This window comes from Cronbergia sp. UHCC 0137, from assembly GCF_034932285.1.
Lineage (GTDB): Bacteria > Cyanobacteriota > Cyanobacteriia > Cyanobacteriales > Nostocaceae > Cronbergia.
On the sequence record NZ_JAYGHC010000063.1, the window covers coordinates 1 to 22316 of the forward strand.

At 36.0% G+C, this 22316-nt stretch carries 19 protein-coding genes and 2 pseudogenes; 16 read left to right on the forward strand and 5 right to left on the reverse strand.

Going from position 1 to position 22316, the window contains the following annotated elements:
- Positions 1-215: 215 nt before the first annotated feature.
- Positions 216-566, reverse strand: a complete 351-nt coding sequence (locus VB711_RS22710; RefSeq protein WP_323288608.1) for a histidine triad nucleotide-binding protein — start codon at positions 564-566, stop codon at positions 216-218.
- 255 nt (positions 567-821) lie between these two features.
- On the opposite strand from VB711_RS22710, the gene VB711_RS22715 reads away from it, so the two are divergent.
- On the forward strand, positions 822-1766 hold the full coding sequence (locus VB711_RS22715; protein WP_323288609.1) for a hypothetical protein: 945 nt from the start codon (positions 822-824) through the stop codon (positions 1764-1766).
- A gap of 22 nt (positions 1767-1788) precedes the next feature.
- Here VB711_RS22715 and VB711_RS22720 read toward each other — a convergent pair.
- Positions 1789-1887 (reverse strand): annotated as a pseudogene (locus VB711_RS22720) (cobalamin-binding protein); the annotation flags it as partial.
- 527 nt (positions 1888-2414) lie between these two features.
- Between VB711_RS22720 and cas10 the strand changes: the two are divergent.
- The 11 genes from cas10 (at position 2415) to VB711_RS22775 (ending at position 12281) form a co-directional block, all read left to right on the forward strand.
- Positions 2415-4721 carry a type III-A CRISPR-associated protein Cas10/Csm1 gene (cas10, locus tag VB711_RS22725; protein ID WP_323288610.1) on the forward strand — a complete coding sequence of 769 codons (2307 nt, stop codon included), beginning with the start codon at positions 2415-2417 and terminating at the stop codon, positions 4719-4721.
- A 4-nt stretch (positions 4722-4725) separates the two neighbouring features.
- Positions 4726-5208 carry a type III-A CRISPR-associated protein Csm2 gene (gene csm2 / locus VB711_RS22730; RefSeq protein ID WP_323288612.1) on the forward strand — a complete coding sequence of 161 codons (483 nt, stop codon included), beginning with the start codon at positions 4726-4728 and terminating at the stop codon, positions 5206-5208.
- A gap of 2 nt (positions 5209-5210) precedes the next feature.
- Complete coding sequence (gene csm3, locus VB711_RS22735) at positions 5211-6182, forward strand: type III-A CRISPR-associated RAMP protein Csm3 (protein ID WP_323288613.1); 972 nt, start codon at positions 5211-5213, stop codon at positions 6180-6182.
- A 2-nt stretch (positions 6183-6184) separates the two neighbouring features.
- Entirely contained in the window at positions 6185-7258 is a 1074-nt protein-coding gene (csm4, locus tag VB711_RS22740; RefSeq protein WP_323288615.1) for a type III-A CRISPR-associated RAMP protein Csm4, read from the forward strand.
- Between the two features lie 7 nt (positions 7259-7265).
- On the forward strand, positions 7266-8546 hold the full coding sequence (csm5, locus tag VB711_RS22745; RefSeq protein WP_323288616.1) for a type III-A CRISPR-associated RAMP protein Csm5: 1281 nt from the start codon (positions 7266-7268) through the stop codon (positions 8544-8546).
- A 2-nt stretch (positions 8547-8548) separates the two neighbouring features.
- Entirely contained in the window at positions 8549-9319 is a 771-nt protein-coding gene (gene cas6, locus VB711_RS22750) for a CRISPR system precrRNA processing endoribonuclease RAMP protein Cas6 (RefSeq protein WP_323288618.1), read from the forward strand.
- Between the two features lie 30 nt (positions 9320-9349).
- Positions 9350-10483: a putative CRISPR-associated protein gene (locus VB711_RS22755; RefSeq protein ID WP_323288619.1), complete on the forward strand. Its 1134-nt coding sequence runs from the start codon at positions 9350-9352 to the stop codon at positions 10481-10483.
- A 65-nt stretch (positions 10484-10548) separates the two neighbouring features.
- Positions 10549-11490: a hypothetical protein gene (locus VB711_RS22760; protein WP_323288621.1), complete on the forward strand. Its 942-nt coding sequence runs from the start codon at positions 10549-10551 to the stop codon at positions 11488-11490.
- Positions 11491-11609: 119 nt separating this feature from the next.
- Positions 11610-11783: a hypothetical protein gene (locus VB711_RS22765; protein ID WP_323288635.1), complete on the forward strand. Its 174-nt coding sequence runs from the start codon at positions 11610-11612 to the stop codon at positions 11781-11783.
- Between the two features lie 70 nt (positions 11784-11853).
- Complete coding sequence (locus VB711_RS22770; RefSeq protein ID WP_323288634.1) at positions 11854-12084, forward strand: DUF4258 domain-containing protein; 231 nt, start codon at positions 11854-11856, stop codon at positions 12082-12084.
- The gene (locus VB711_RS22775) at positions 12081-12281 is read left to right on the forward strand and encodes a DUF2283 domain-containing protein (protein WP_323288623.1); all 201 of its coding nucleotides are present in this window, start codon (positions 12081-12083) and stop codon (positions 12279-12281) included. Before VB711_RS22770 ends, VB711_RS22775 begins: the two co-directional genes overlap by 4 nt.
- 79 nt (positions 12282-12360) lie before the next feature.
- Here the strand turns inward: VB711_RS22775 and pruA are convergent, their stop codons facing one another.
- On the reverse strand, positions 12361-15339 hold the full coding sequence (gene pruA / locus VB711_RS22780; protein ID WP_323288624.1) for an L-glutamate gamma-semialdehyde dehydrogenase: 2979 nt from the start codon (positions 15337-15339) through the stop codon (positions 12361-12363).
- Positions 15340-15602: 263 nt separating this feature from the next.
- Between pruA and VB711_RS22785 the strand changes: the two genes are divergently transcribed.
- The 4 genes from VB711_RS22785 (at position 15603) to VB711_RS22800 (ending at position 20413) form a co-directional block, all read left to right on the forward strand.
- Positions 15603-16628 carry a molybdopterin-dependent oxidoreductase gene (locus VB711_RS22785; protein WP_323288625.1) on the forward strand — a complete coding sequence of 342 codons (1026 nt, stop codon included), beginning with the start codon at positions 15603-15605 and terminating at the stop codon, positions 16626-16628.
- On the forward strand, positions 16625-18106 hold the full coding sequence (locus VB711_RS22790) for an adenylate/guanylate cyclase domain-containing protein (RefSeq protein ID WP_323288626.1): 1482 nt from the start codon (positions 16625-16627) through the stop codon (positions 18104-18106). The genes VB711_RS22785 and VB711_RS22790 overlap by 4 nt, the downstream gene beginning before the upstream one ends.
- Positions 18107-18270: 164 nt before the next feature.
- Positions 18271-18879, forward strand: a complete 609-nt coding sequence (locus tag VB711_RS22795; protein WP_323288627.1) for a hypothetical protein — start codon at positions 18271-18273, stop codon at positions 18877-18879.
- Positions 18880-19318: 439 nt separating this feature from the next.
- Positions 19319-20413, forward strand: a complete 1095-nt coding sequence (locus VB711_RS22800; RefSeq protein ID WP_323288628.1) for a Gfo/Idh/MocA family oxidoreductase — start codon at positions 19319-19321, stop codon at positions 20411-20413.
- 233 nt (positions 20414-20646) lie between these two features.
- Here VB711_RS22800 and VB711_RS22805 read toward each other — a convergent pair whose 3' ends face one another.
- Positions 20647-21270, reverse strand: coding sequence for a retropepsin-like aspartic protease (locus VB711_RS22805; protein WP_323288630.1), 624 nt, complete (start codon positions 21268-21270; stop codon positions 20647-20649).
- A gap of 382 nt (positions 21271-21652) precedes the next feature.
- Positions 21653-22273: pseudogene (locus tag VB711_RS22810) on the reverse strand (ATP-binding protein); the annotation flags it as partial.
- Positions 22274-22316 lie beyond the last annotated feature (43 nt).

Here is a 22316-nt window from a genome sequence, read left to right on the forward strand (position 1 = left end):
TTTTATAAGTGCTTTATTTGAGTATGATTTGGTGATAGGTTGTTTTGCCTATCTGTATACAACATTAAAGCCTAAGTTGAGTTTTGTAAAGATAATTAAAATTAGTCTTGGTTATGACAGTTATATGTTTTTCTAATGTAGTTGGATATACAGAAGTATTTGGTTGGGCATTTAGCCCAACTCACAAGGTTTATAGATGATTTCAGATGTGAAGATTAACCAGGAGGCCAGGACATAGGACGACTGCCTAATATATGAATATGTAGGTGATTGACTGTTTGACCGCCATCAGCACCAGTATTCATGACCACGCGATAACCGTTTTCCAGACCTGCTTGTAAGGCTACGTCCCGGACTGTTAACAAAAGATGTCCCAATAAAGCTTGATCTTCTGGTTTGGCGTTAGCTATGTTAATTATGGGTTTTTTGGGGATGACGAGGATGTGAACTGGCGCTTGGGGATTAATATCTGTAAAGGCCAGGGCTAATTCGTCTTCATAAACGATGTTGGCAGGAATTTCTTTACGAATGATTTTGCTGAAAATGGTTTCTGTTGTATTACTCATGCAGTTTTACTCAACTCATCTCTAGAGATTTTAAGCGATGGGTGGTTTGGGTATGGCGATCGCTTAAACCAATTAGAAACGGTTCTCGCTTTGATGTAAACTACGGTAACATCAATGATTTCCGAGGTGATACCTACGGCGTACCTCTCTGAGGAAGCAAGCTACGCGGTAGCGTCTCGTAGAGAGCGCAACTATCGCTCTAAAATACACAAAATTAACATACTATTACTCTTCCCATACCCATTAATCAAAACAATGACTCGTTTTATTCATGACCAATTTACCAAACAATATCTTACAGAACTATTTACACCCTATGGTCAAGTAGATGCAAGTAAAGATATTACCTCAGAAGTTAGACAAATTGATGTATTATTTACACCAGCATCACCATCTCCAGACAATATCGAAACGCTAGGACTGCTAGGAAAAATGGGGATTTATGCAACTTCTGCAATATTTGAACCATTCCGCAACGCTGTCACCAAAAGCGAAATTCGCAGTTGTATGGGTAAATTATTTGACATCCATGCAGACCTCGAACGGGAAGCAAAACGCAATAATACACGCATAAATGAAGCAGAATTGCCTTATTTATGGATATTGACCCCTACAGCATCACCAGACATCTTAGAAAGTTTTAATGTAACTGTAGATGAGGAAAATTGGGGTCAAGGGGTTTATTTTCTCGGAAAAGGGTTAAAAACCGTAATCGTTGTCATCCATCAACTACCCAATACAGCAGAAACGCTGTTTTTAAGGATATTAGGTAGAGGGAAAGTGCAAAAACAAGCAGTGGAAGAATTAGAAAACCTTTCTAAAAATAGTCCATTCTTGAACAAGACTATACAATTAGTATATGAACTAATTGCGGTCTTATCTGCACGTCAATCAAAAGAACAAGATATTGATCAAGATGATCAGGAGTTGATTATGAAATTATCGGAAATATATCAACAACAATTAGAAGAAATTAAACAAGAGGGGCGACAAGAGGGGCGACAAGAGGGACGACAAGAGGGTATAGAAAGAGAACGTCGCGCTATGATTGAAAGTATTTTGCAAGTACGCTTTGGAGAAGTTGACGCACAATTAGCCACAATTATTGATCAATTAGTTGCTATGTCCAGGGAAGAATTTACTCCTGTACTTTTGCAGTTATCTCGTGAGGAGTTATTAGCAAGATTTACTACAAAATAGCTATTCATAAATAACAGACGAGGTGCGATCGCCCTATAATATATTCAGATAAGCCTAGACTGGCAAGAATTTCTGTACCACTAGGAATTAAAGAGACAATTCTAATATTATGATCTTTCATAGTTGCACCTGCATATAAGGTGTTGCTATCATTATTTTTGCATAATTTGTCTAGTTAGTGATCTATCTTTTGAGGGATAATATCATACACAAGCCTAATCCAGCAGGAGCGATCGCGTGAGGTTAATTTGGAATAGGCTGCTTCTAATGCCATGTATGATGTAATAGTTGCTAATTAAATGAAGATCATGAATATTTAAGATATCAGTTTACAAGGTGTCGTTTTAAAGGTCGGATCTGGTGGTACACTGATTGCGGGTGGTAAAGTTACCTATGATGCAGCCAGTAGGTTGAGTCAAAACATTGATATTTGTGTTTGGCGTAAGTAGCAAAATATATAATGCTAACCGTTTGATTATGGGTGCAGCGACTCGTGCTTTTGCTGAAAGATGAGGGTGAGATTGCATCATAGCAATAGTCGTATAAGTCTCTGAATTTACAATAAGTTCGGAAATTATTTCTATTCGTGCGATCGCTCTGGCTTTAGTACGAGTTTTGCTGGGTTTGTATAGTAGGGGAAAAGTATTTATGGTGACAAGTTCTCAAATTGCATTACAGGTAATTCAACAAGCGATCGCAATTTTAGCCAAATGGGCTAAATCTGATGGTGTAAATAAGTTATTTGCATCATCTCCAGATACTATTGATAGTGCTGTCAAAGAAGCTCAGAGCATCCTATCTTGGCCTACTCAGGGAGAACCACAGGTTTTAAGATTACTATTTGATGATGTGAAACTTGACAAAGGGCAATCAAAAGAACATTATTGGCAACCTCAAGCTATTGATGATAGTGATCCTAAAATTCCCTATCCAAGTATAGAAGAACCAAGTTTAGATGGGTTTAAAAAAGAAGTAAAAGATGCTTTAGATACATTAGATACATTAGATCAGGAAGATTTTACAAATCTCTCTTTATTGACTTTAATAGTGGAAAAATTTGGCTCATTTATTAGTTTTGGAGCAGAGAATATAGCTTTTATAGATATAGTAAAAAGTACAGCCGCACTTGCATCTGCTTTAGTTAATAATTCTGAATCTCAAGATATAACTTTAATTGCTGGTGATTTATCAGGGATTCAAAAATTCATTTATACTATTTCTTCTGATGGTGCATTAAAATCACTTCGCGCTAGAAGTTTTTATTTAGAGTTAGTTACAGAAGAAGTGGTACAACAATTATTAGAAGAATTAGAACTTACTCGTACTAATGTAATTTATGCAGGTGGTGGTAATTTATATATCTTGGCATCTGGGAAACAGGAAGTTGAAAACATTATTGAAGATGTTCGACAAAAATTTAATAAATGGCTTTTGGATGAATTTCAAGGTAAAGTGTTTCTAGCTTTAGATTGTTTGAATTTTCGCAAAGATGATCTTAAACCAGAATCTAAAAAAGAAGCCAAAACCTCTAACTTTGCAGAACATTGGTCAAATGTAACTAAAAATTTAGCTAAACATAAATCTCAGAAATTTTGTAATCAAATCAGTCATTTTATTAAACCACGTTATAGCCATCAACCTTGTCGTGTTTGTTATCGTGATGATATAGAATCAGATAAGTTAAAACCTCTGAATGATAATGAACCAGATTCAGTTTTAGCTTGTCAAACTTGTCGGAGTATGTTTGAGTTAGGAAGTGACTTATTTAAAGTTCATGCTATTGTCAGATCAAAACAGAAAAAAATAGCAAATGCCTTACATACACTTTCATTTGGTGATGATATCCATTATCATCTTTTCGAGAATTGGAAACGCATAGATCCAACTGTTGATACGGTTTTATTAGTCAATGATTGGACGTTAGAACATTATCAATTCAAGCATTTTAAAAATGTTTTTCCGTTGCTATTAGGTAACTATGGAAAGCAAGGTGAATTAGGCTTTATGCGTGCTGAAGAAATGGCAGATATAGCCAAAGGAATTAAAAGAGTTGCATCTTTAAGAATGGATGTAGATAAACTTGGACAAATATTTGCAAAAGGTTTAGGTAAAAATCAAACATTACCTAGACTGGCAGGACTTTCAAGACAAATGAGCTATTTTTTTAAAGTTTATCTCAATAGTTTAGCAAAGAAAAGAACCGGAAATATTCCTGAAAATTTCAAACAATTATTGCCAAAAAATGAGGAATATAATATACTGTTTATATATGCGGGGGGTGACGATTTATTTATTAGTGGTGCATGGAATGAAGCAGTAGATTTTGCATTTGATGTTTATCAATGTTTTCGATCCTATACAGGATATAATCCAGATATTACCCTATCAGGTGGAATCAGCATTGATGCACCTAAATTTCCTCTTTATCAAGCTGCAAAATCTTCTGGCCATGCTGAAGATGCAGCTAAAGAAAATGGTAGAGATAGTTTAGGTTTATTTGGTCAAGTTTTCAAATGGAGTGAGTGGTTAGGAGCAGAAAGTATCAATATTTCAGATATTGAAACATTTGATAATGAAATCAAACAATATTTGGGACAAAATACAAAGATTGATCTATTTGGTATCTTCCCATTTGTGAAGGAGTTGGAAGAACAGAAAATAGAAATCAATTATACTCGTAGCTTTGTTCGCAATTTATTAGATACTGCTCAAATGCAAAATTTGAGGATTGAAGAAATTAAAATGAAACGTAAAAAGGAGGAATATAAAGACGAAATCAAGGACATTCGTTATTATTTGCACCTACCTAAAATAGCCTATACTTTAGCTAGATTACCTAATAGAGTTGTAAATAATGATAGTTTTATTCCCATTCGTAAATCATTACTGAATCCTTGTAACGCACGTTACTTTCAGGCTATAGCTACTTGGATTGAATTATTAAATCGTGGATAATTATATGCCAGAACCCATTAAACCAAAAATATCTTCTGCACCAGTAAATTCCAATCAATTATCAATTTCTCAAAATAATATCAGTGATACACATAATATTGTTGACGAGATTATAAAAACTATTGGTGGATTGCCAGAAGGATTAAAAACATATCCTATCAGACATTTAGTTAACCATGCTAAGAAATTTGGACCATATCTCAAAACCCAAAGATTAGAAACTAATCAAGTTCGTAAATTTTTGGATGCTGTCAATCGTTTAAAAACCGAATTAGCTGAAAAAGGAGAATTTTCTGCAATAGAAACAGATGTAGTTTTACTACAACCAAAATTAGCCTATGCAGCAGCTAGACAAAGAGCGGCAAAACCATTAAGTGATGTTATGTCAGCCGCAATTGATAAAGTTCATAGTAAAGAAGATTTTGAGCGTTTAGTACAATTTCTAGAATCAATTATTGCTTATCACAAAGCAGAAGGTGGAAAATAATTATGACAGTATCTTATGAACAAACTCGCTTGCTAGGAAAAGTTTCTCTTATTTGCCAATTAACAGCAAAAACAGGGTTACACATCGGTGGTGGTGGTGAAAATTTAGATATTGGTGGATTAGATAAACCAGTAATTCGTGATCCTTTAACTAAATATCCATATTTACCTGGTTCATCAATTAAAGGTAAATTAAGAGCTACATTAGAACGTTTATTAAATAAACCATTAAATCGTCCTGGTAGTCGTGATACCAGACGTTATGAAAGTGATGATCTAGTTAATGGTTTTACTGAAGTAGAACGAGATCGTTTTATTCGTTATGAAGGTGCTAGGACTTGCCAAGTAAGTCGTTTATTTGGTTCTACAGGTGGTTCTAATTTTTGGATACCAGTAGAATCAGCAAAAAATGAAGGATTATTTTCAGATAAAAGTCCTACAAAAATAATTGAAGGTGAAAGTTGTGTAAAAATTTCTAGCGGTAGAAATGCAACAAGTCGTTTAATCATTAGAGACAGTCATTTACATCCAGATTCCGCAACACAATTAAAACAAGTTGATACTGGTTTGTTTATGACAGAATGGAAATTTGAAAATAATATTGACAGAGTAACAGCAGCAGCAAATCCTCGACAATTAGAGCGAGTTCCCGCAGGTTCAAAATTTAATTTTGAATTAGTTTATACTGTAGAAAATGCAGAACAAGCAGTTAAAGATTTAGAAAATATAGCGATCTCACTTGCTTTTCTGGAAGATGACGCATTAGGTGGAAATGGTTCAAGAGGATATGGAAAAGTGACATTTGAGAATTTCTTTTTTACCTATCGTAGTTTAGAACAATATCGTCAGATGACCAATGCAACATCAGGAAGTTCCACTATACAACCATTAGATCCTATTGCTAATACCCAAGCACTTTTAGATAACTTCAGAAATTTGCGTGAGTACATCCAGCGATTATTACCAGGGAATTAATCATGAGTGTTTGGAAATTAGTTAAACTCAATTTTGGCAAAAATCCAGCGCATTTTGGGGAAGTAGGAATAGGAATGGAAGAGACTAGCGATCGCGTGCGTTCTGATAGCCTATTTAGTGCTTGGGTAAGTGTTTATGCAAGAATGTTTGGGAAAGAAGCAGTAGAGGAATTATTACAGCTATTTCCCACTGAGAAAAAACCTGAAATAATACCACCATTTCACATTAGTTCTACATTCATCTATAGAGAGATAGACAAAGATAGAAATACTATTTATTATCTTCCTCGTCCTCTCAAATTTCCTATCAACTATCCAGAAGATGATTTAGCATTTTTTAAAACATATAAAAAGCTGAATTATTTACCTTTAGAAATTTGGCAAAGATGGTATCAAGGAAAAGGATTTGATCAAAATAGTGATACTGAAGAATTAATAACCCATACCAAAACAGGTAAATCTGAGGGAGATTTAAACACAAGAGGAACATTCGATTATAAAGAAGCCTGTAAAACTCATCAACTCCCAAAAATAGGAATTGATAGAGTTACCACAGCTACCAACCTTTATCATACAGGCTTTGTTCACTTTGCTAGTGGTAATGCTAGTGATAAAAACACCGCAGGTTTATATTTTCTTGTCGAACTTTCTCCAGAAGGTGAAAAATTAGCCGATAAATTGCAAGCAGCTTTACATCTTTTAGGAGAAGAAGGACTAGGAGGAGAACGTTCTAGTGGTGCGGGAAGATTTACTGCTCAATGGTTAAATTTACCAGAAACTTGGCAAGAAGCTGTTAATTTTAAAGATGGTAAATTTCAGACTTTGATCAGTTTATTTTGGGATTCTGATATATCATCAAACTTTCTTGAAAATTCCAGTTATGAAATACAAGAAAGAGGAGGATGGATCGTAGAAAGCCAAATTCGTCGTCAAATGGTGCGGATGTTTACAGAAGGTTCTGTTTTTACATCCTCACTTTTAGGAAAATTGGTAAATGTTACACCAAAACAATTTACAAAACATCAAATTTACCGTAGTGGTATTAGTTTAGCTCTACCAATTAAAACCAAGGAATAAAAATAACATGACTGTAGCTGCTGAATTAGCATTGAAAAAACCAGACTTTTATGAAACTAGAAAAATACAGTTAACCAGTCCTATTTTACATATTGGTTCATCTGTATCTAGGTTAAATCCCTTTGAATATGTACAGACAGCAAAAAAAGTTTATCTTCCTAATCAAGAAGCATTAGCTAAAGGTTTATTAAAAAAAGGAGGAAGTTTTCTTAATGACTATATTCAAGCAATTGAAAACAATCAAAATATCACAAGACTTTTAGAACAAGCATTTGGTAATGAATGGTGGAAAGCCAAAGATACAAATGAAAATCCCATTTTTCCTGAAAATGCAATTAGTCAAAAACTAGCGGAAAGAGTTACAGATTTACGTCCAATGATTCGCAATGGCATGGGATATTTATTTATTCCTGGTTCATCTATCAAAGGAGCAATGAAAACCGCCATAATGTATCATTTATTAAAATATCCAGATAAATATAAAATTCCCCAAACTAGCAGAATTAGTGAAGTTGAGAAACAACTCAAACAAAGATTAGGAGAATTAAGCAGTAGACGTAATCAAACATTTGCTGACGATAAATTAATGGATAGTTTATTTTCTGAATTTTCTTTGATTTATCAAGGTAAAACATTTACTGGGACAAGTCAAAATACAGACATTTTACGCTGTTTAAAAATTAGTGATTCAGAGTCATTAATTAAAACAGAAATTACTGCAAAAACAGGTCAACCAATTCCTATTAATTTTCCAGTAGTTGCTGAAGTTATAGTTTCTAGTAGATTTCCTGATTATAAAGCAAAATATAAAGCATCTCTTTATGTGGAAATGGTAAGAAATGTCAAGACACAATTTACTATTACATTAGATAAAGAAATGCTTTCTTGGTTTAAACATAAACAAGGAATGAAACTACCATTTAACAACATTGATGAATTATTACAAATATGTCAAGAATTTGCTCAAGAACAATGGGATTATGAACATGATTATTGGAGTGCAATAGAAAATAATCCTAACGCATCTGGTAGAAACTTAGATTTTAGTAATATTGGTGATTTTTACGAACCAGAAAAATGTCCTTATGCAATACGATTAGGTTGGGGTAGTGGGATGACAGGAACAACAGTAGGGTTATGCTTTGACGATGAATTGAGAGCAGAATTAAGAGATATTTGTGGTATTAAAGCACCTGGATTTGAAGCACCAAAATCTAGACGTACAGTGATGAATCCTAATGGTGAAATCAAATTTGTACCAGGGTGGGTTAAGTTTAAGGTATTTTAACTATGTTAATAAGTTCAACTTTTACATTAACTGTATCCACGTCAACAATTTTACCCCGTCCCTATCGGTTGGAACTCATAAAACAACTACATCAAAAACTAAACTTAGAAATGGGGAGCGAAATAATACCCTCAGTTTGTTATTCAGGAATAATCGGTTATTATTTAACATCTAGAGATTTTATTACATTTCATCCAGAGGAATTTTATCAATTATCTCTATCTGGATTAAATCCAGTTTCAGCTAAAGCGATTTCTGAACTCAATCTTTCAGAATCGTTAGAATTTCTTGGTGCAAAGTTCAACATTATCAATCGTGAAGATGAAATTACCAGTTATGAAGAAATCTACACAATCTTAGTAGGAAATGAACCAGAACCTGTGAGACGCTTTGAATTAGAATTTATCACCCCTACAGCCTTTTCTCAAGGTACAGCAAACTTACCTCTACCTGTACCTACATTAATGTTCCGCAGTTGGTTAGAACGCTGGAATAATTTTGCACCCGTTTATCTAGGAGGTGATGAATTAATTGCTTATCTTAATAATGTTGTTATACTCAAAAACCACAAAATTCAAACTCGCAGTTACCAATTAAGTAAAGGTTTTGTAAATGGATTTGTTGGTGATGTGAGTTTACAAGTTTTTCAACGTGCAGATCCTTTGTTAGCAAATGTAGCTAATTTATTAGTTCAATATGCGCGGTTTGCTGGTACGGGAATTAAGACACGGTTGGGAATGGGACAGACATTAGTTAAAGAAATTAGAAATTAATTAATAAATTAAGGAAAGGATCAAGAAGTCATGAATACAAAACCTACAATTATTATTTCCCCTTGTGGAACTAGCTTGTTAACTAATGGTACAGAAGAAAATCTTAGAAAACTGCTAAATCAAACAACAAACTGCAAAAAGGAAGAGCTAACTAAGGAGCAAAAAGATATTATTGATAAGCATATAGCTGAACGTAGAGAAATTATACAAACTGCTGGAATAAATGAAGCTCGGAAATTCAGTGCTGAACTAAACGGAATCATTACTTATTATTCTGGAACTCCAAAAGGAGAACAGCACATTTTACTTGCTACAGATACTTATTTGGGTGATAGCACAGCTAATATGGTAGCTGAGTGGTTAGAAAAACAGAAGTTAAACGCAACTCCAAAAAATATCAAAAATCTTTCTACTAAAGATATTGAATCGTTTAGAATTGCATTATCTGAAATAGTTCAGTGGTGTGATGAAGAACTGGAAATACAATATCCCAGACCTCACTGGAGAGTAGTTTTTAACTTAACAGGTGGATTTAAAAGTGTTAATGGATTTCTTCAAGCTGTTGCAATGTTTTATGCCGATGAAAGTATTTATATATTTGAATCAGGTTCTCAATTATTAAAAATTCCTCGTTTACCTATACAGCTAGATCCAGAAGGATTTATTGGTAAAAATTTACACGCTTTTCGTCGCATGGCAATTTTATCAGAAGAATTATATGCAGAAGAATGTAAAGAAATTCCTGAGACATTACTAGAACAAATTGATGATCGTGTTTCACTGTCAGAATGGGGTAAACTTTTATGGCAAAAATGTTGTAAGGAATACTATAAACAAACTTTATTACCTCCATTAAGTAAAAAGTTAAAGTATTCTGAACGCTTTGAACAGGATGCAATCAATTTATCTGAAGATCGCTTACTAATTATAAATGAAAGATTAGATCAGCTTTCTCATTACTTGGAATCTTTAGATTCTGATAAAGAAGTATATAATCCCAGGTCTCTTGACTTTAAATCCTTGAAAGGTAGACCTTTTAGAAGTAGATTTTCTCCAGAGCCAACCCATGAATGTGACGCTTGGTCAGATAGAGATGCTAAAAGATTATATGGACATTTTGAAGATAATTATTATTGGATTGATATGTTAGGAAATCATCTTTAAATCACTACTCTCCATTCCTATAAACCCAGCAGCGATCGCACTCCCCATACCCATTAATCAAAACAATGACTCGTTTTATCCATGACCAATTTACCAAACAATATCTTACAGAACTATTTACACCCTATGGTCAAGTAGATGCAAGTAAAGATATTACCTCAGAAGTTAGACAAATTGACGTATTATTTACACCAGCATCACCATCTCCAGACAATATCGAAACGCTAGGACTGCTAGGAAGAATGGGGATTTATGCAACATCAGCAATATTTGAACCATTCCGCAACCCTGTCACCAAAAGCGAAATTCGCAGTTGCATGGGTAAATTATTTGACATCCATGCAGACCTAGAACGGGAAGCAAAACGCAATAATACACGGATAAATGAAGCACAATTGCCTTATTTATGGATATTGACCCCCACAGCATCACCAGACATCTTAGAAAGTTTTAATGTAACTGTAGATGAGGAAAATTGGGGTCAAGGGGTTTATTTTCTCGGAAAAGGGTTAAAAACCGTAATTGTTGTCATCCATCAACTACCCAATACAGCAGAAACGCTGTTTTTAAGGGTATTAGGTAGAGGGAAAGTGCAAAAACAAGCAGTGGAAGAATTAGAAAACCTTTCTAAAAATAGTCCATTCTTGAACAAGACTATACAATTAGTATATGAACTAATTGCGGTCTTATCTGCACGTCAATCAAAAGAACAAGATATTGATCAAGATGATCAGGAGTTGATTATGAAATTATCGGAAATATATCAACAACAATTAGAAGAAATTAAACAAGAGGGACGACAAGAGGGACGACAGGAAGGACGACAAGAAGGTATAGAAAGAGAACGTCGCGCTATGATTGAAAGTATTTTGCAAGTACGCTTTGGAGAAGTTGATCCACAATTAGCTACAATTATTGATCAATTAGTTGCTATGTCTAGGGAAGAATTTACTCCTGTGCTTTTGCAGTTATCTCATGAAGAGTTATTAGCAAGATTTACAAAATAGCAATTCATAAATAACAGACGAGGTGCGATGACTACAATTAGTTTAAGTATCGCACTTCCAAATACAAATTTACTGAGAAACACTGCGCGATCGCACTCCTCATCCCCTCAATCAAAACAATGACTCGTTTTATTCATGACCAATTTACCAAACAATATCTTACAGAACTATTCACACCCTATGGTCAAGTAGATATCAGTAAAGATATTACCTCAGAAGTTAGACAAATTGATGTATTATTTACACCAACATTACCATCTCCAGACAATTTAGTATTGGTTACTTGTGACTGACTGAACGCAGAATAATTCGTACTTCAAGTGTTGTTTTGAATAGGAGACAAAAATTATAGAAAGCTTTAATCTGACTGAACACGCTCGTTATCAAATTCAAAAGCGTAAAATATTAGAATCGTGGATAGAACAGACATTGCTATATCCTGAAAGAGTCGATCTTTTAGCTGACATTCATGGAAATACGCATTATTTAAAGCGAATACAGGATTTTGGCGATCGCTGGTTGCGGGTAATTGTAAATCCTAATATTGAGCCTAATCGAGTTGTAACCGTCTTTTTTGATAGGAGAGTGAAATGAAACTGATTATACATAAAGAAGATGATGCGCTGTACTTGAGCTTGGATGATTCAGATGTGATTGAGTCTGAAGAGGTGAGTGATGGCATTATTTTAGACTACAACGCTGAGGGAAAAATTATTGGAATTGAGATGCTGTATATCAGTAAACGTAGTCCTAATTCTTTGCAGAAAATTTTGTTAGAAACAAGTGCTTAAAAAAAATTTACAAAATAACTATTCATAAATTTTAGATCCCAGACTTCTTTAAAAAGTCGGGGATCTGTGTAGGATATAGTTACTCAGCACCCTCAATAGGTGCAAAACCTTGACGCTGAATGTTTTCTGTGACTGTGCGTGGTTCTAAGAATTGCAGGAGGTAATCTGGACCCCCGGCTTTTGAACCCACACCAGAAAGTTTGAAACCGCCAAAGGGTTGACGAGAGACGATCGCTCCTGTAATATTACGGTTAATGTATAAATTACCAACTTCAAACTCTGTCTGTGCTTGCTCGATGTGGGATGGTGTGCGAGAATAAAGTCCACCAGTTAAGGCGTAGTTTGTCCCATTAGCCACTGTTAAAGCTTCTTCAAAGTCTTTTACCCGAATTACTGCTAACACAGGCCCAAAAATTTCCTGTTGGGCTATAACTCCATCATGGGGTACTTCTGAAAAAATCACGGGTCCGATAAAATAACCCTGAGTTGGTGCAGGTAATTCTAAGGCTAATTTTGCTTCTTGTTTCCCTGTTTCAATATACTCCCGAATCCGAGATTGGGCATTAACATCAATCACAGGTCCAACTTGGGTACTCACTAATTCCGCTTCACCGATATTTAAGGATTTTGTCGCTTCTACCAACCTCTGCACAAAGACATCATATATTGGTTCCAAGACAATTACCCGCGAACAAGCAGAACATTTTTGACCACTGTAACCAAAAGCTGACTGCACCACTCCTAAAACGGCTTGGTCTAAATCAGCACTTTCATCAACAATGATCCCATTTTTACCACCCATTTCCGCAATCACCCGCTTTAGGTGCTTTTGTCCTGGTTGAACAATAGCTGCTTCTGCATAAATTCTACAGCCTACCTCTTGAGAACCTGTAAAAGCTATTACATGAGTATCAGGATGATTTACCAAGTAAGCACCAACTTGAGAACCCTTCCCTGGGACGTATTGAAATACACCTTTTGGTATTCCGGCTTCTATTAAAATTTCTGTGAGTTTAGCGGTAATAACAGAAGATGTTTCCGCAGGTTTCAGCAAAGTACAATTACCCGCAACCAAAGCAGCGACAGTCATTCCGCAAGCAATAGCCAAAGGAAAATTCCAGGGAGAAATAACTACAGCGATTCCTCTAGGCTGGTAGATATAACGATTATTTTCGCCAGAAACGTCATAAACTACACCTTTATCCAGACGTTCCATTTCCTCAGCATAGTAAAGACAAAAATCTATGGCTTCCGAAACTTCTGCGTCTGCTTCCTTAACAGGTTTCCCCACCTCCAAAACTATCCAAGCCGAAAGTTCAGCGCGACGCTGTTCCATCAACTCACCAGCTTTCCGCAATATATCTGCCCGTTGTTTAGCTGGTGTTTTTCTCCAACCGGGAAAAGCCGCTTTTGCAGATTGCATTGCTTCCTCAGCCTGTTCAACACTCAAAAGCCCAACCTTCCCAATTACCTCACTAAAATTAGAAGGATTGAGAGAATCAACAAACGTCGCCGTATTCACATACTCCCCATTCACCAGAGGTAAATAAATTCTCCCCAACTGCTGACGAACCCCTTGGAAAGCTAGTTGAGAAACCCTTCTTTTCTCCTCCTCAGCATAATCAGTATCCGCAACACCAACAAACCTCATTTCTTCCTCTCCGCGTCTCTGCGTCTCTGCGTGAGACAAATCCGGTGCTGCTATCAACTCATCAACCGGACGATTTTCCAGATTTTGCCGTAAAAAAGAACTATTTGCGGTATTTTCCAACAAACGGCGAATCAAATAAGCCATTCCTGGCAAAAGATTCCCATAAGGACAATATACCCGCACACGATAACCCTTGTCAACTAAAGCTTTAGCGATTTTATCACCCATACCATAGAGAACCTGCATTTCAAAGTTGCGACGGGGGACTTTGAGACTTGCGGCTATGGCTATGGCGCGTGATTGCGATCGCACATTATGACTTCCTATGGCAGAATAGACATATTGGTGATTTTCTAACAATAGCTGAGTAATAGCTTCAAAATTGGCATCTGTGGCAGCTTTATCGTTGTAAACTGGCTGTGGCCAATGTTTTTGTGCAGCTTTAATGGTTTCTTGATCCCAATATGCACCTTTAACTAAACGAATCGTCAAGGGATAACCACGCTGTTGTAACCAAGCGATGATATCTTTCACGTCTGCTTCACTGTCTCGCAGATATGCTTGAATTGTGATCCCGATATCTGTCCGTTGACGAAATTCTGCTTCTAGTAAAAGTTTTTTGAGAATTTGCAGAGTTATATCTTTGTAAGCGTATTGTTCCATATCAAAATGGACTGCCGCGCCTAATTCCTTGGCACGACGGAGTAAAATACGAATGCGATCGCTAACTCGTTCCTCACTACCTTTAGCATCTAATGGGTCAAATTGGGAATAAAACGCCGTTAATTTGACAGAAACTTGGACTTTCGGTAAAATTTCTCCATCAGCCTCATCAATAGCCGGAATATTTGTCCAACTTTGAGAAGCTTCCACCAATTGTTCCATCAATTCTAGATAACGTTCTAAATAAGACTGCGCTTCTGTTTCTGTAATTACTGCTTCACCAAGTAAATCAATGGTGAAAGCCATTTTTTCTTTCCGTAGTCCTTCGACGGTTTTAATGACTTGCTTTATATTTTCTCCAGAAATATACTTATGTGCCAGGGTTTCTACTGCTGTTCCTACTGTTGTCGCTGCTACCTGTCCCGGCATAGAATCGGGGTTAGCAAAGTTGAGCATTCCCTTTAAAGCTGCGGGTAGTTCAACAGACTCATCTCCCAGATATTCTTGTAAATGAGCAGCAATTTCTGATTTACTGCCCAAAGCTGGTAAAGTATCAATAAATCGGAATAATTGGACTCGTAAACCGGGGTTACTCATCGCATAACCCAGTAATTTGTCATCCCAGCGCATTTGGTCACGCAAGGAAGCTAAAAATGAGCGATTTTCCCTTGTCGCTGATAACAGTTGTCTAGCAATTTCTTGGGTTTTCGCTTCGTAAGTGTTGTTTTGTATTTGTAATACCACTGAAAATTAACTCCTGATTTAGTTATTGGTAATGGGTAATGGGTAATGGGTAATAAATTAATTATTCCCTCCCCTGCCCCCTGCCCTGCTTCCTTCCCCTGTTCCTTTTTATGGAAATTAAAGTTTTGAGGAAAATAATTAATTATGATGTAAAACAGTGCTAATGTGTTGTTGGTAAATACAATTACCTCTAGTTAAATTTCCACAACGCTGAAAAGATCCCCCTAACAGTCTTTACTAATTTTTAATTATTTGTAAACGTGGTGGCAACAAATTTCTGGAAAAACTTGGTTTGGATAGCATTAGGGACAGCAATTATCTGTTTGGGGAGTTGTACAGAAACTCCTACAGATGAACAACTGGAAGTATGGCGCAAAGAAGCGATCGCTGGCAATGCTAAAATTGTGGCAGATCAGGGTAAAAATCAACAGCAGAACCCATGGAACTTAGTTATTCAAGGTGAAACTACAAATAATCAAACCGTAACATTAAATTGGGACCAGTTGATTGATTTGGCAACTACCACTGTAAGAACGACAGATGCTAATTATGTAGTTCAACCGAACAAGGTGTTTGAATTTAAAGGTATACGTGTATCTACTTTGCTCGAACAGATGGGGGTTAAATCTAGTGTAACTGATATTACCTTTGTCTGCTACGATGGCTACCAAGTGACAGTAAAACTAGATGATTTACGCAATTATCCGATTATATTGGCAGTTGCCAGGGATAATCAAGCAATTCAACGAGATTCAGGAGGTCCGATATATTTAGTATTTCCCTATAGTCAATATCCTAATATCAAAAGAGTTTATGATGACTCATCTTGGGCATTTTACGTTAGTCATATTGTAGTCGGGACTGAAAAAGCTGGTGTCAGATTGGGAAACAGCGAACTCAAGCTGTCCGACTTAGATAAATTACCCCAAACCACGATTACAAACACTGTAGGTTATCCAATTGGGTGGCCTAGCAACAAAATCAAATTACATGGTGTGAGTATGCAGGATATTTTAGGTGATTTCAATATTAAACTTACCCCTCAAGGACAAATTATTGTGAGAGGTAAGGCGGGAGTCTATCATAGTAGTAGCAACCCAGTAAGTTTAACTGCGGCTAATTTGCAAGAGTGCGTAGTTATATTAGCAACTAGATGGGGTGATCAGAAATTACCAATTACATCCAAAATGGGGGGTCCAGTTACCTTAGCTTTTGGTGAAGATTGCCAAGATAAAATTAAAAATCGGCGCTGGGTGACATTTGTAGAAGAATTGATTACACAGCCATGAAACTTTTTGCCTTTCGTTCAATTCGCACCCAAATCATGATTTCTACGACAATGTTAATTGTAACATTGATTGGTGGAACGGTGACGGTGTGGGCGAAAAATGAAAGCGATCGCTATCTTGAAGAAAAACTGAACCAAGGTAAACTTCTATCTCAAGTCTTGAGTTCTACCTATTCTAATGAACTTTCCCAAGAAAATTGGAGTCAAATTCGGATAAATTTAGATTTATTACTCAAAGAAAGTGATGAATTTATCTATGCTTTAGTATCTGATGCCAGTCAAAATCATCAAATAGTTGCAGCTTCTCCTAATGAATTTCAAAACAACTATATTCCTGATATTGTACCTATTACAGTTACCAATAGAGCATTACAATCATATCCTAAAACTCGGATTATAGATACAGTTATTCTCAGAGATATTTATTTTTCTGAAATATTGCGGGCAAAACGTGGTGAACAAGTAGTAGAAATAGCTTCAGATATATTATCACTATCTGGCAAAAAACTTGGTACTTTAAGGCTTGGTGTGTCTTTACGCCGCATAGATCAGGCTGTAATCACAGTTATAACTCATGCACTGATGGTTGGTGTTGTGGGCTTAACTATCGGTTGGATATTTGCCTATATTTTAGCCCATCATTTAAGTGATCCCGTGCAACGTTTACAAACAAGTGCGGCTAAAATTGCCGGAGGAGATTTAGATCATCGTGCAGAAATTAATCATCGTACCGATGAAATTGGCGCATTAGCAAATTCATTTAATGAAATGTCAGCCGCATTGCAAATATCCTTTAATAAAGCCCAAAAAACCCTAGAAACTTTTGAGAGATTTGTCCCGAATAAATTTATTGCTGTCATTGCCCCCCAAGGAATAGAAAATATTGAATTAGGAGTTGCTTCTGTCCGCACAATGACAATAGTATTTGTGGATATTCGGGGTTATACCTCCATGTCTGAAGCCATGGCACCATTAGAAATTTTCACATTTTTAAATGATTACCTGGCTTGCATGGGAGAAGCCATAGATAAAGCCGGCGGTTTTATTGACAAGTATATTGGTGATGCGATTATGGCCTTATTTGACGATGAAGCCACAGATTGCGCATTGAAATCAGCGATTTTGATGCAAGAAGCCTTATCTAAGTTTAACTTAGAGCGATCGCTACAGCAAAACCCAAACCATAACGGATTACCAAAAATAGCCGTTGGTATCGGTATTCATCGTGGTGAAGTAGTCATGGGTACGGTAGGTTTTACTTCCCGCATTGATTCCACCGTTATTGGTGATACCGTCAACGTTGCTTCACGCATTGAAGGATTAACAAAACAGTACGGCTGCGATATTCTAGTAACAGAGTCAGTAGTTAATAATTTATCCTATCCTCAATTATTTTCTCTCAAATTGGTAGATAAATCAGTCAAAGTCAAGGGTAAAGATGAAGCCATATCTATCTACGAACTGCAAGTAGATAATTAATTATTCCAGTAAGTTATAGTTTATACATAATTTCCCGATCTTTCGTTGGTTCTGATACGGTAATTATATTTCTGGCAAGAGATTATATTTAAATAATATCTGACACCACGCTACGCGACAAACACCAAAAAACTCTCAACCCTGTTCCCTTTTAAAGATAAGCAATGACTAATGTTTATACTACTCAAAATTTAATCCAAATTTTGGCAGATGAACGCCAAGCCTGTCTCAAGGGAGAACGTCTAAAGTTAGAGATAACAGTATCTATTGACCCAGTTATAGATCAATTTATTAGAACTGATGGGTTACAAAAATTTACGGCTTATCAAGATTTTAAAGCGTCCATTCATGAATATCAACGAGAACATCAGGTTTCTGGAATTATTTGGCAAGATGTCACCCTAAAAGGCCACACCCTACACTATCCAGAAATTGATACAGAATTAATTGCCTTACCCAGTGATTTAGAAATATTAAAATCAGCCAAAAGTTCTATTTTAGATTTTTGGTATGCCGTCACCGTGGACATGGATTTATATTTAAGTTTTAATATAGGTAAACAACATCAAAAAATTAATATTCCAGATGTTGAAAGAATTATTCAAAGAACAGAATGGGCAAGTTTTTCTAAATGGGAAAATTCTAATTTCTTAGAAATAATTTTACAGTTAGGTTGGGGTAAACCAGAAGATGCTAAATATAAACGTGGTCGTCCACACTCAGGTAGTGAATTTATTCATGCAGTTAATCCTGGCAATCATCCTATTGGTTGAAAATTGTAGTTGAAAATTGTAGTTGAAAATTGTAGTTGAAAATTGTAGGTTGGGTTGACGTAAGGAAACCCAACATTATTGTAATTGCGTAAGTCCTAACTTGCTTGGATTAAGCTACTCCAATGTTGAGTTTTAATAAACCCAGCGTTTTCTCAATTTTGTTGAGTTACGCTGTCGCTTAACCCAACCTACAATTTTCTCGTTTGGTTGAGAACATACCTTTATCATAAAACTTTAGATATACTGTACGCAGGGCTAAATTGCGTTTTTTTTAATTCCATAAGTAGGGGTTTAGCATTGCTAAACCCTTACAGGTTTCGGGTTTGTCGTAATTTTGTAAAAATTCAAATCTCAGTCGTTTACAGTATATCAAAAAATTTTCCAGCCTGTTCCTATTCCTGCTATATTAAAGTAATTCTTTTAATTTGTGTAATTGTTTATGATTGGTGTAGCAGTTGTTGGAACTGGATTTGGGCAAAAAGTACATATTCCTGGGTTTCAAGCCCATCACAACACCGAAATAACGGCCGTTTATCATCGGGATATAAATAAAGCTAAAGCCATAGCTACCACCCACAATATCCCCCATGCTGCTGATAATTTATCCGATATTCTAACATTATCAACAGTCCAAGCCGTTAGTATTTCCACGCCACCATTTTTACATTATGAAATGGCAAAAACTGTTTTACAAGCCGGAAAACATCTATTATTAGAAAAACCTACAACATTAAATGCTTCTGAAGCCAAAGAACTTTATCAATTAGCTAAAAATAATAATGTAATTGCCACCGTAGACTTTGAATTTCGCTTTGTTCCCGAATGGCAATTTTTTGCTCAACTCCTTGCCTCCAATTATGTGGGGAATTTACGCTTCATTAAAATTGATTGGTTGGGCGCTTCTCGTGCTGATATTTCCCGTCCTTGGAACTGGTATTCTACTAAAGAAAAAGGAGGGGGTGTATTAGGTTCTTTGGGTTCTCATGCTTTTGATTATATTCACTGGTTGTTCGGGTCAATTAGTAGATTAAACGCTAATTTAAGCACTGCTATTTCCACACGTATTGACCCGATTAATGGTGAAATAAAACCAGTGAATACAGATGATACTTGTATGTTATCCCTAGAATTAGCTAATGGTACACCTTGCCAAGTTTCTATTAGTGCAGTTGTTCATGCACCTAGACCCCACTCAATAGAAGTTTATGGAGATCAAGGTACTTTAGTTTTAAGTAGCGACAATCAAAAAGACTATATTCATGGTTTTCAAGTTTGGGGTTCTAAACTAGGTCAACCATTAACAGCAATGGAAATACCTAAACAATTACTATTTCCTCAACATTATGCAGATGGTCGGATTTGTGCATTTATTCGTGTTGTAGATCAATGGGTAAAAGGAATTGAAACCCAAGAGGAAATTATACCTTCTTTGCGAGAAGGGGTTTATTCTCAGTTATTAATGGATTTATCCCATCAATCTGATGAATCAGGATGTTGGCTAGATGTACCAAGCTTGGATTCATTTTTAGCTTAATTAGTTTAAAATAAAAAAACAACAAGAAGCTGGTAATTTGTTACCTTGGGCTGTAGAAAAAATCCCAGGGAATTGACCCCAATAATTTATACTAAACACGGCTTAATCATTTGATTCTGTGGGTAAGGGTTTAGCAATGCTAAACCCCTACAAATCTGGGTTTTTCGTCATTTTGTAAAAGTCCATATCCCAACCGTTTTTCGTATACCTTAAACAGGCACGAATAAAACCTCCTAGCGTTGATGAAATTCTACATCGGTTGCTGATAGTTTGATGTCGTAATTCCCAAAGAAATCATGACCTAATAAACCAATACCACCTTTAGGTGCGATCGCTACTTCAATATTATTAGCAACAACCCCACCAGCAGCCATAGATTTTACCTGTCCTGTAGAGAATTTAATTTGACTTCCATCTGCAATTTGCGCTCGCATTGTTCCTGTAGTTTTAACTTTCAATTGATTAGCCATACCACGAGTAATCAAAGTACCATTAGCACCTGTATCTAAAATCATATCAAAGGTTTGGTTATTATTAAAGGTAACTTCAATTACTGGTGTTTTACCAATGCGTCGTTTAATAGGAATCCTTCCCACTTTACCTTCTGACAATTTTGTTAAACTGGAAATATGAGAAATATTTTTATTTTTCTGAATTAAATATTCACTATTGCTTTTTGTTTTTGCACCACACAGTTTGCCTAAACTCACTGTTTTTCCAGAAGACGTTACCATAAAGCAGATCCCCGGATCTTCAGCAACTACACGATGAGACAAAGCTGCGAATATTACGGTGGGAATTAAGGAAACTACGACCATTTTTTTAGTCATAATCCAATTTTGTGAGGCATCTTTCATATTATTCATTTCTCCAAATTATCTGAAATATACTCCTAACTAGATGCCCTTAAATAACAGAAAAAAATTGACTGATTTCTTTAATGACCCAATGCAGTACATAAATTGGAATTTACTCAATAAGTTCATCAGTCCAGATTGCCAAAATAAAGATCCAAATTGAACTGTCTTGAGGATGATTTTTTAATTCATGGATGACTTATAATCGCTATTTTTTATACTTCTAAGGTTTTGGGATTCCTTCAGTCAAAAAACTAAATTTAATCTGATTTATATTTATATTTTTTAGATAAACTCTAAATAAAGATATGGTGAAAAGTATTGACAAATTCAAATCAATGATTTAAGCAAAATAAATAACCGAATATTAACCTAAGACCTTCTATTGCATCCGATCAATTGTGCGATATTGAATCGCTTCCGCTACGTGTTGGGGTTTGAGATCATCGTCTCCTGATAAATCTGCAATAGTTCGCGCCACCTTGAGAATGCGATCGCTTGCCCGTGCAGATAACCCCAATTTCCGAATTGCAGCTTCTAATAAATTGCGACTAGCATCATCTAATTTACACCATACCTGGAGATGACGACTTTGCATTTGGGCATTGCAACGCAGACTTGGTTCTGTTTGGAAGCGAACCCTAGCGCGATCGCGTGCGTGTCTTACCCTTTCTGCAACCGATTTTGAAGCTTCTCCCGTCGGTTGTTGGGTAATTTCTTCCGGTTTCAACCGATTCACCGCCACTTGCAAATCAATTCTATCCATCAAAGGTCCAGACAACTTAGCCCAATATTGCTCCCGTTGCCTTGGTGAACAGGTACACTGTTGAATAGTGTCCCCATAGTAACCGCAAGGACAGGGATTGGTACTGGCCACCAAAGTAAACTGTGCCGGAAATGTCACCGACTGTTTAGTACGAGAAATTGTTACATAGCCATCTTCTAATGGTTGACGCAAAAACTCCAATACATCTCTTTTAAATTCGGTTAATTCGTCCAGAAATGAATTAGCATTACCGAGTGTATAATATGATAAATAATCAGGG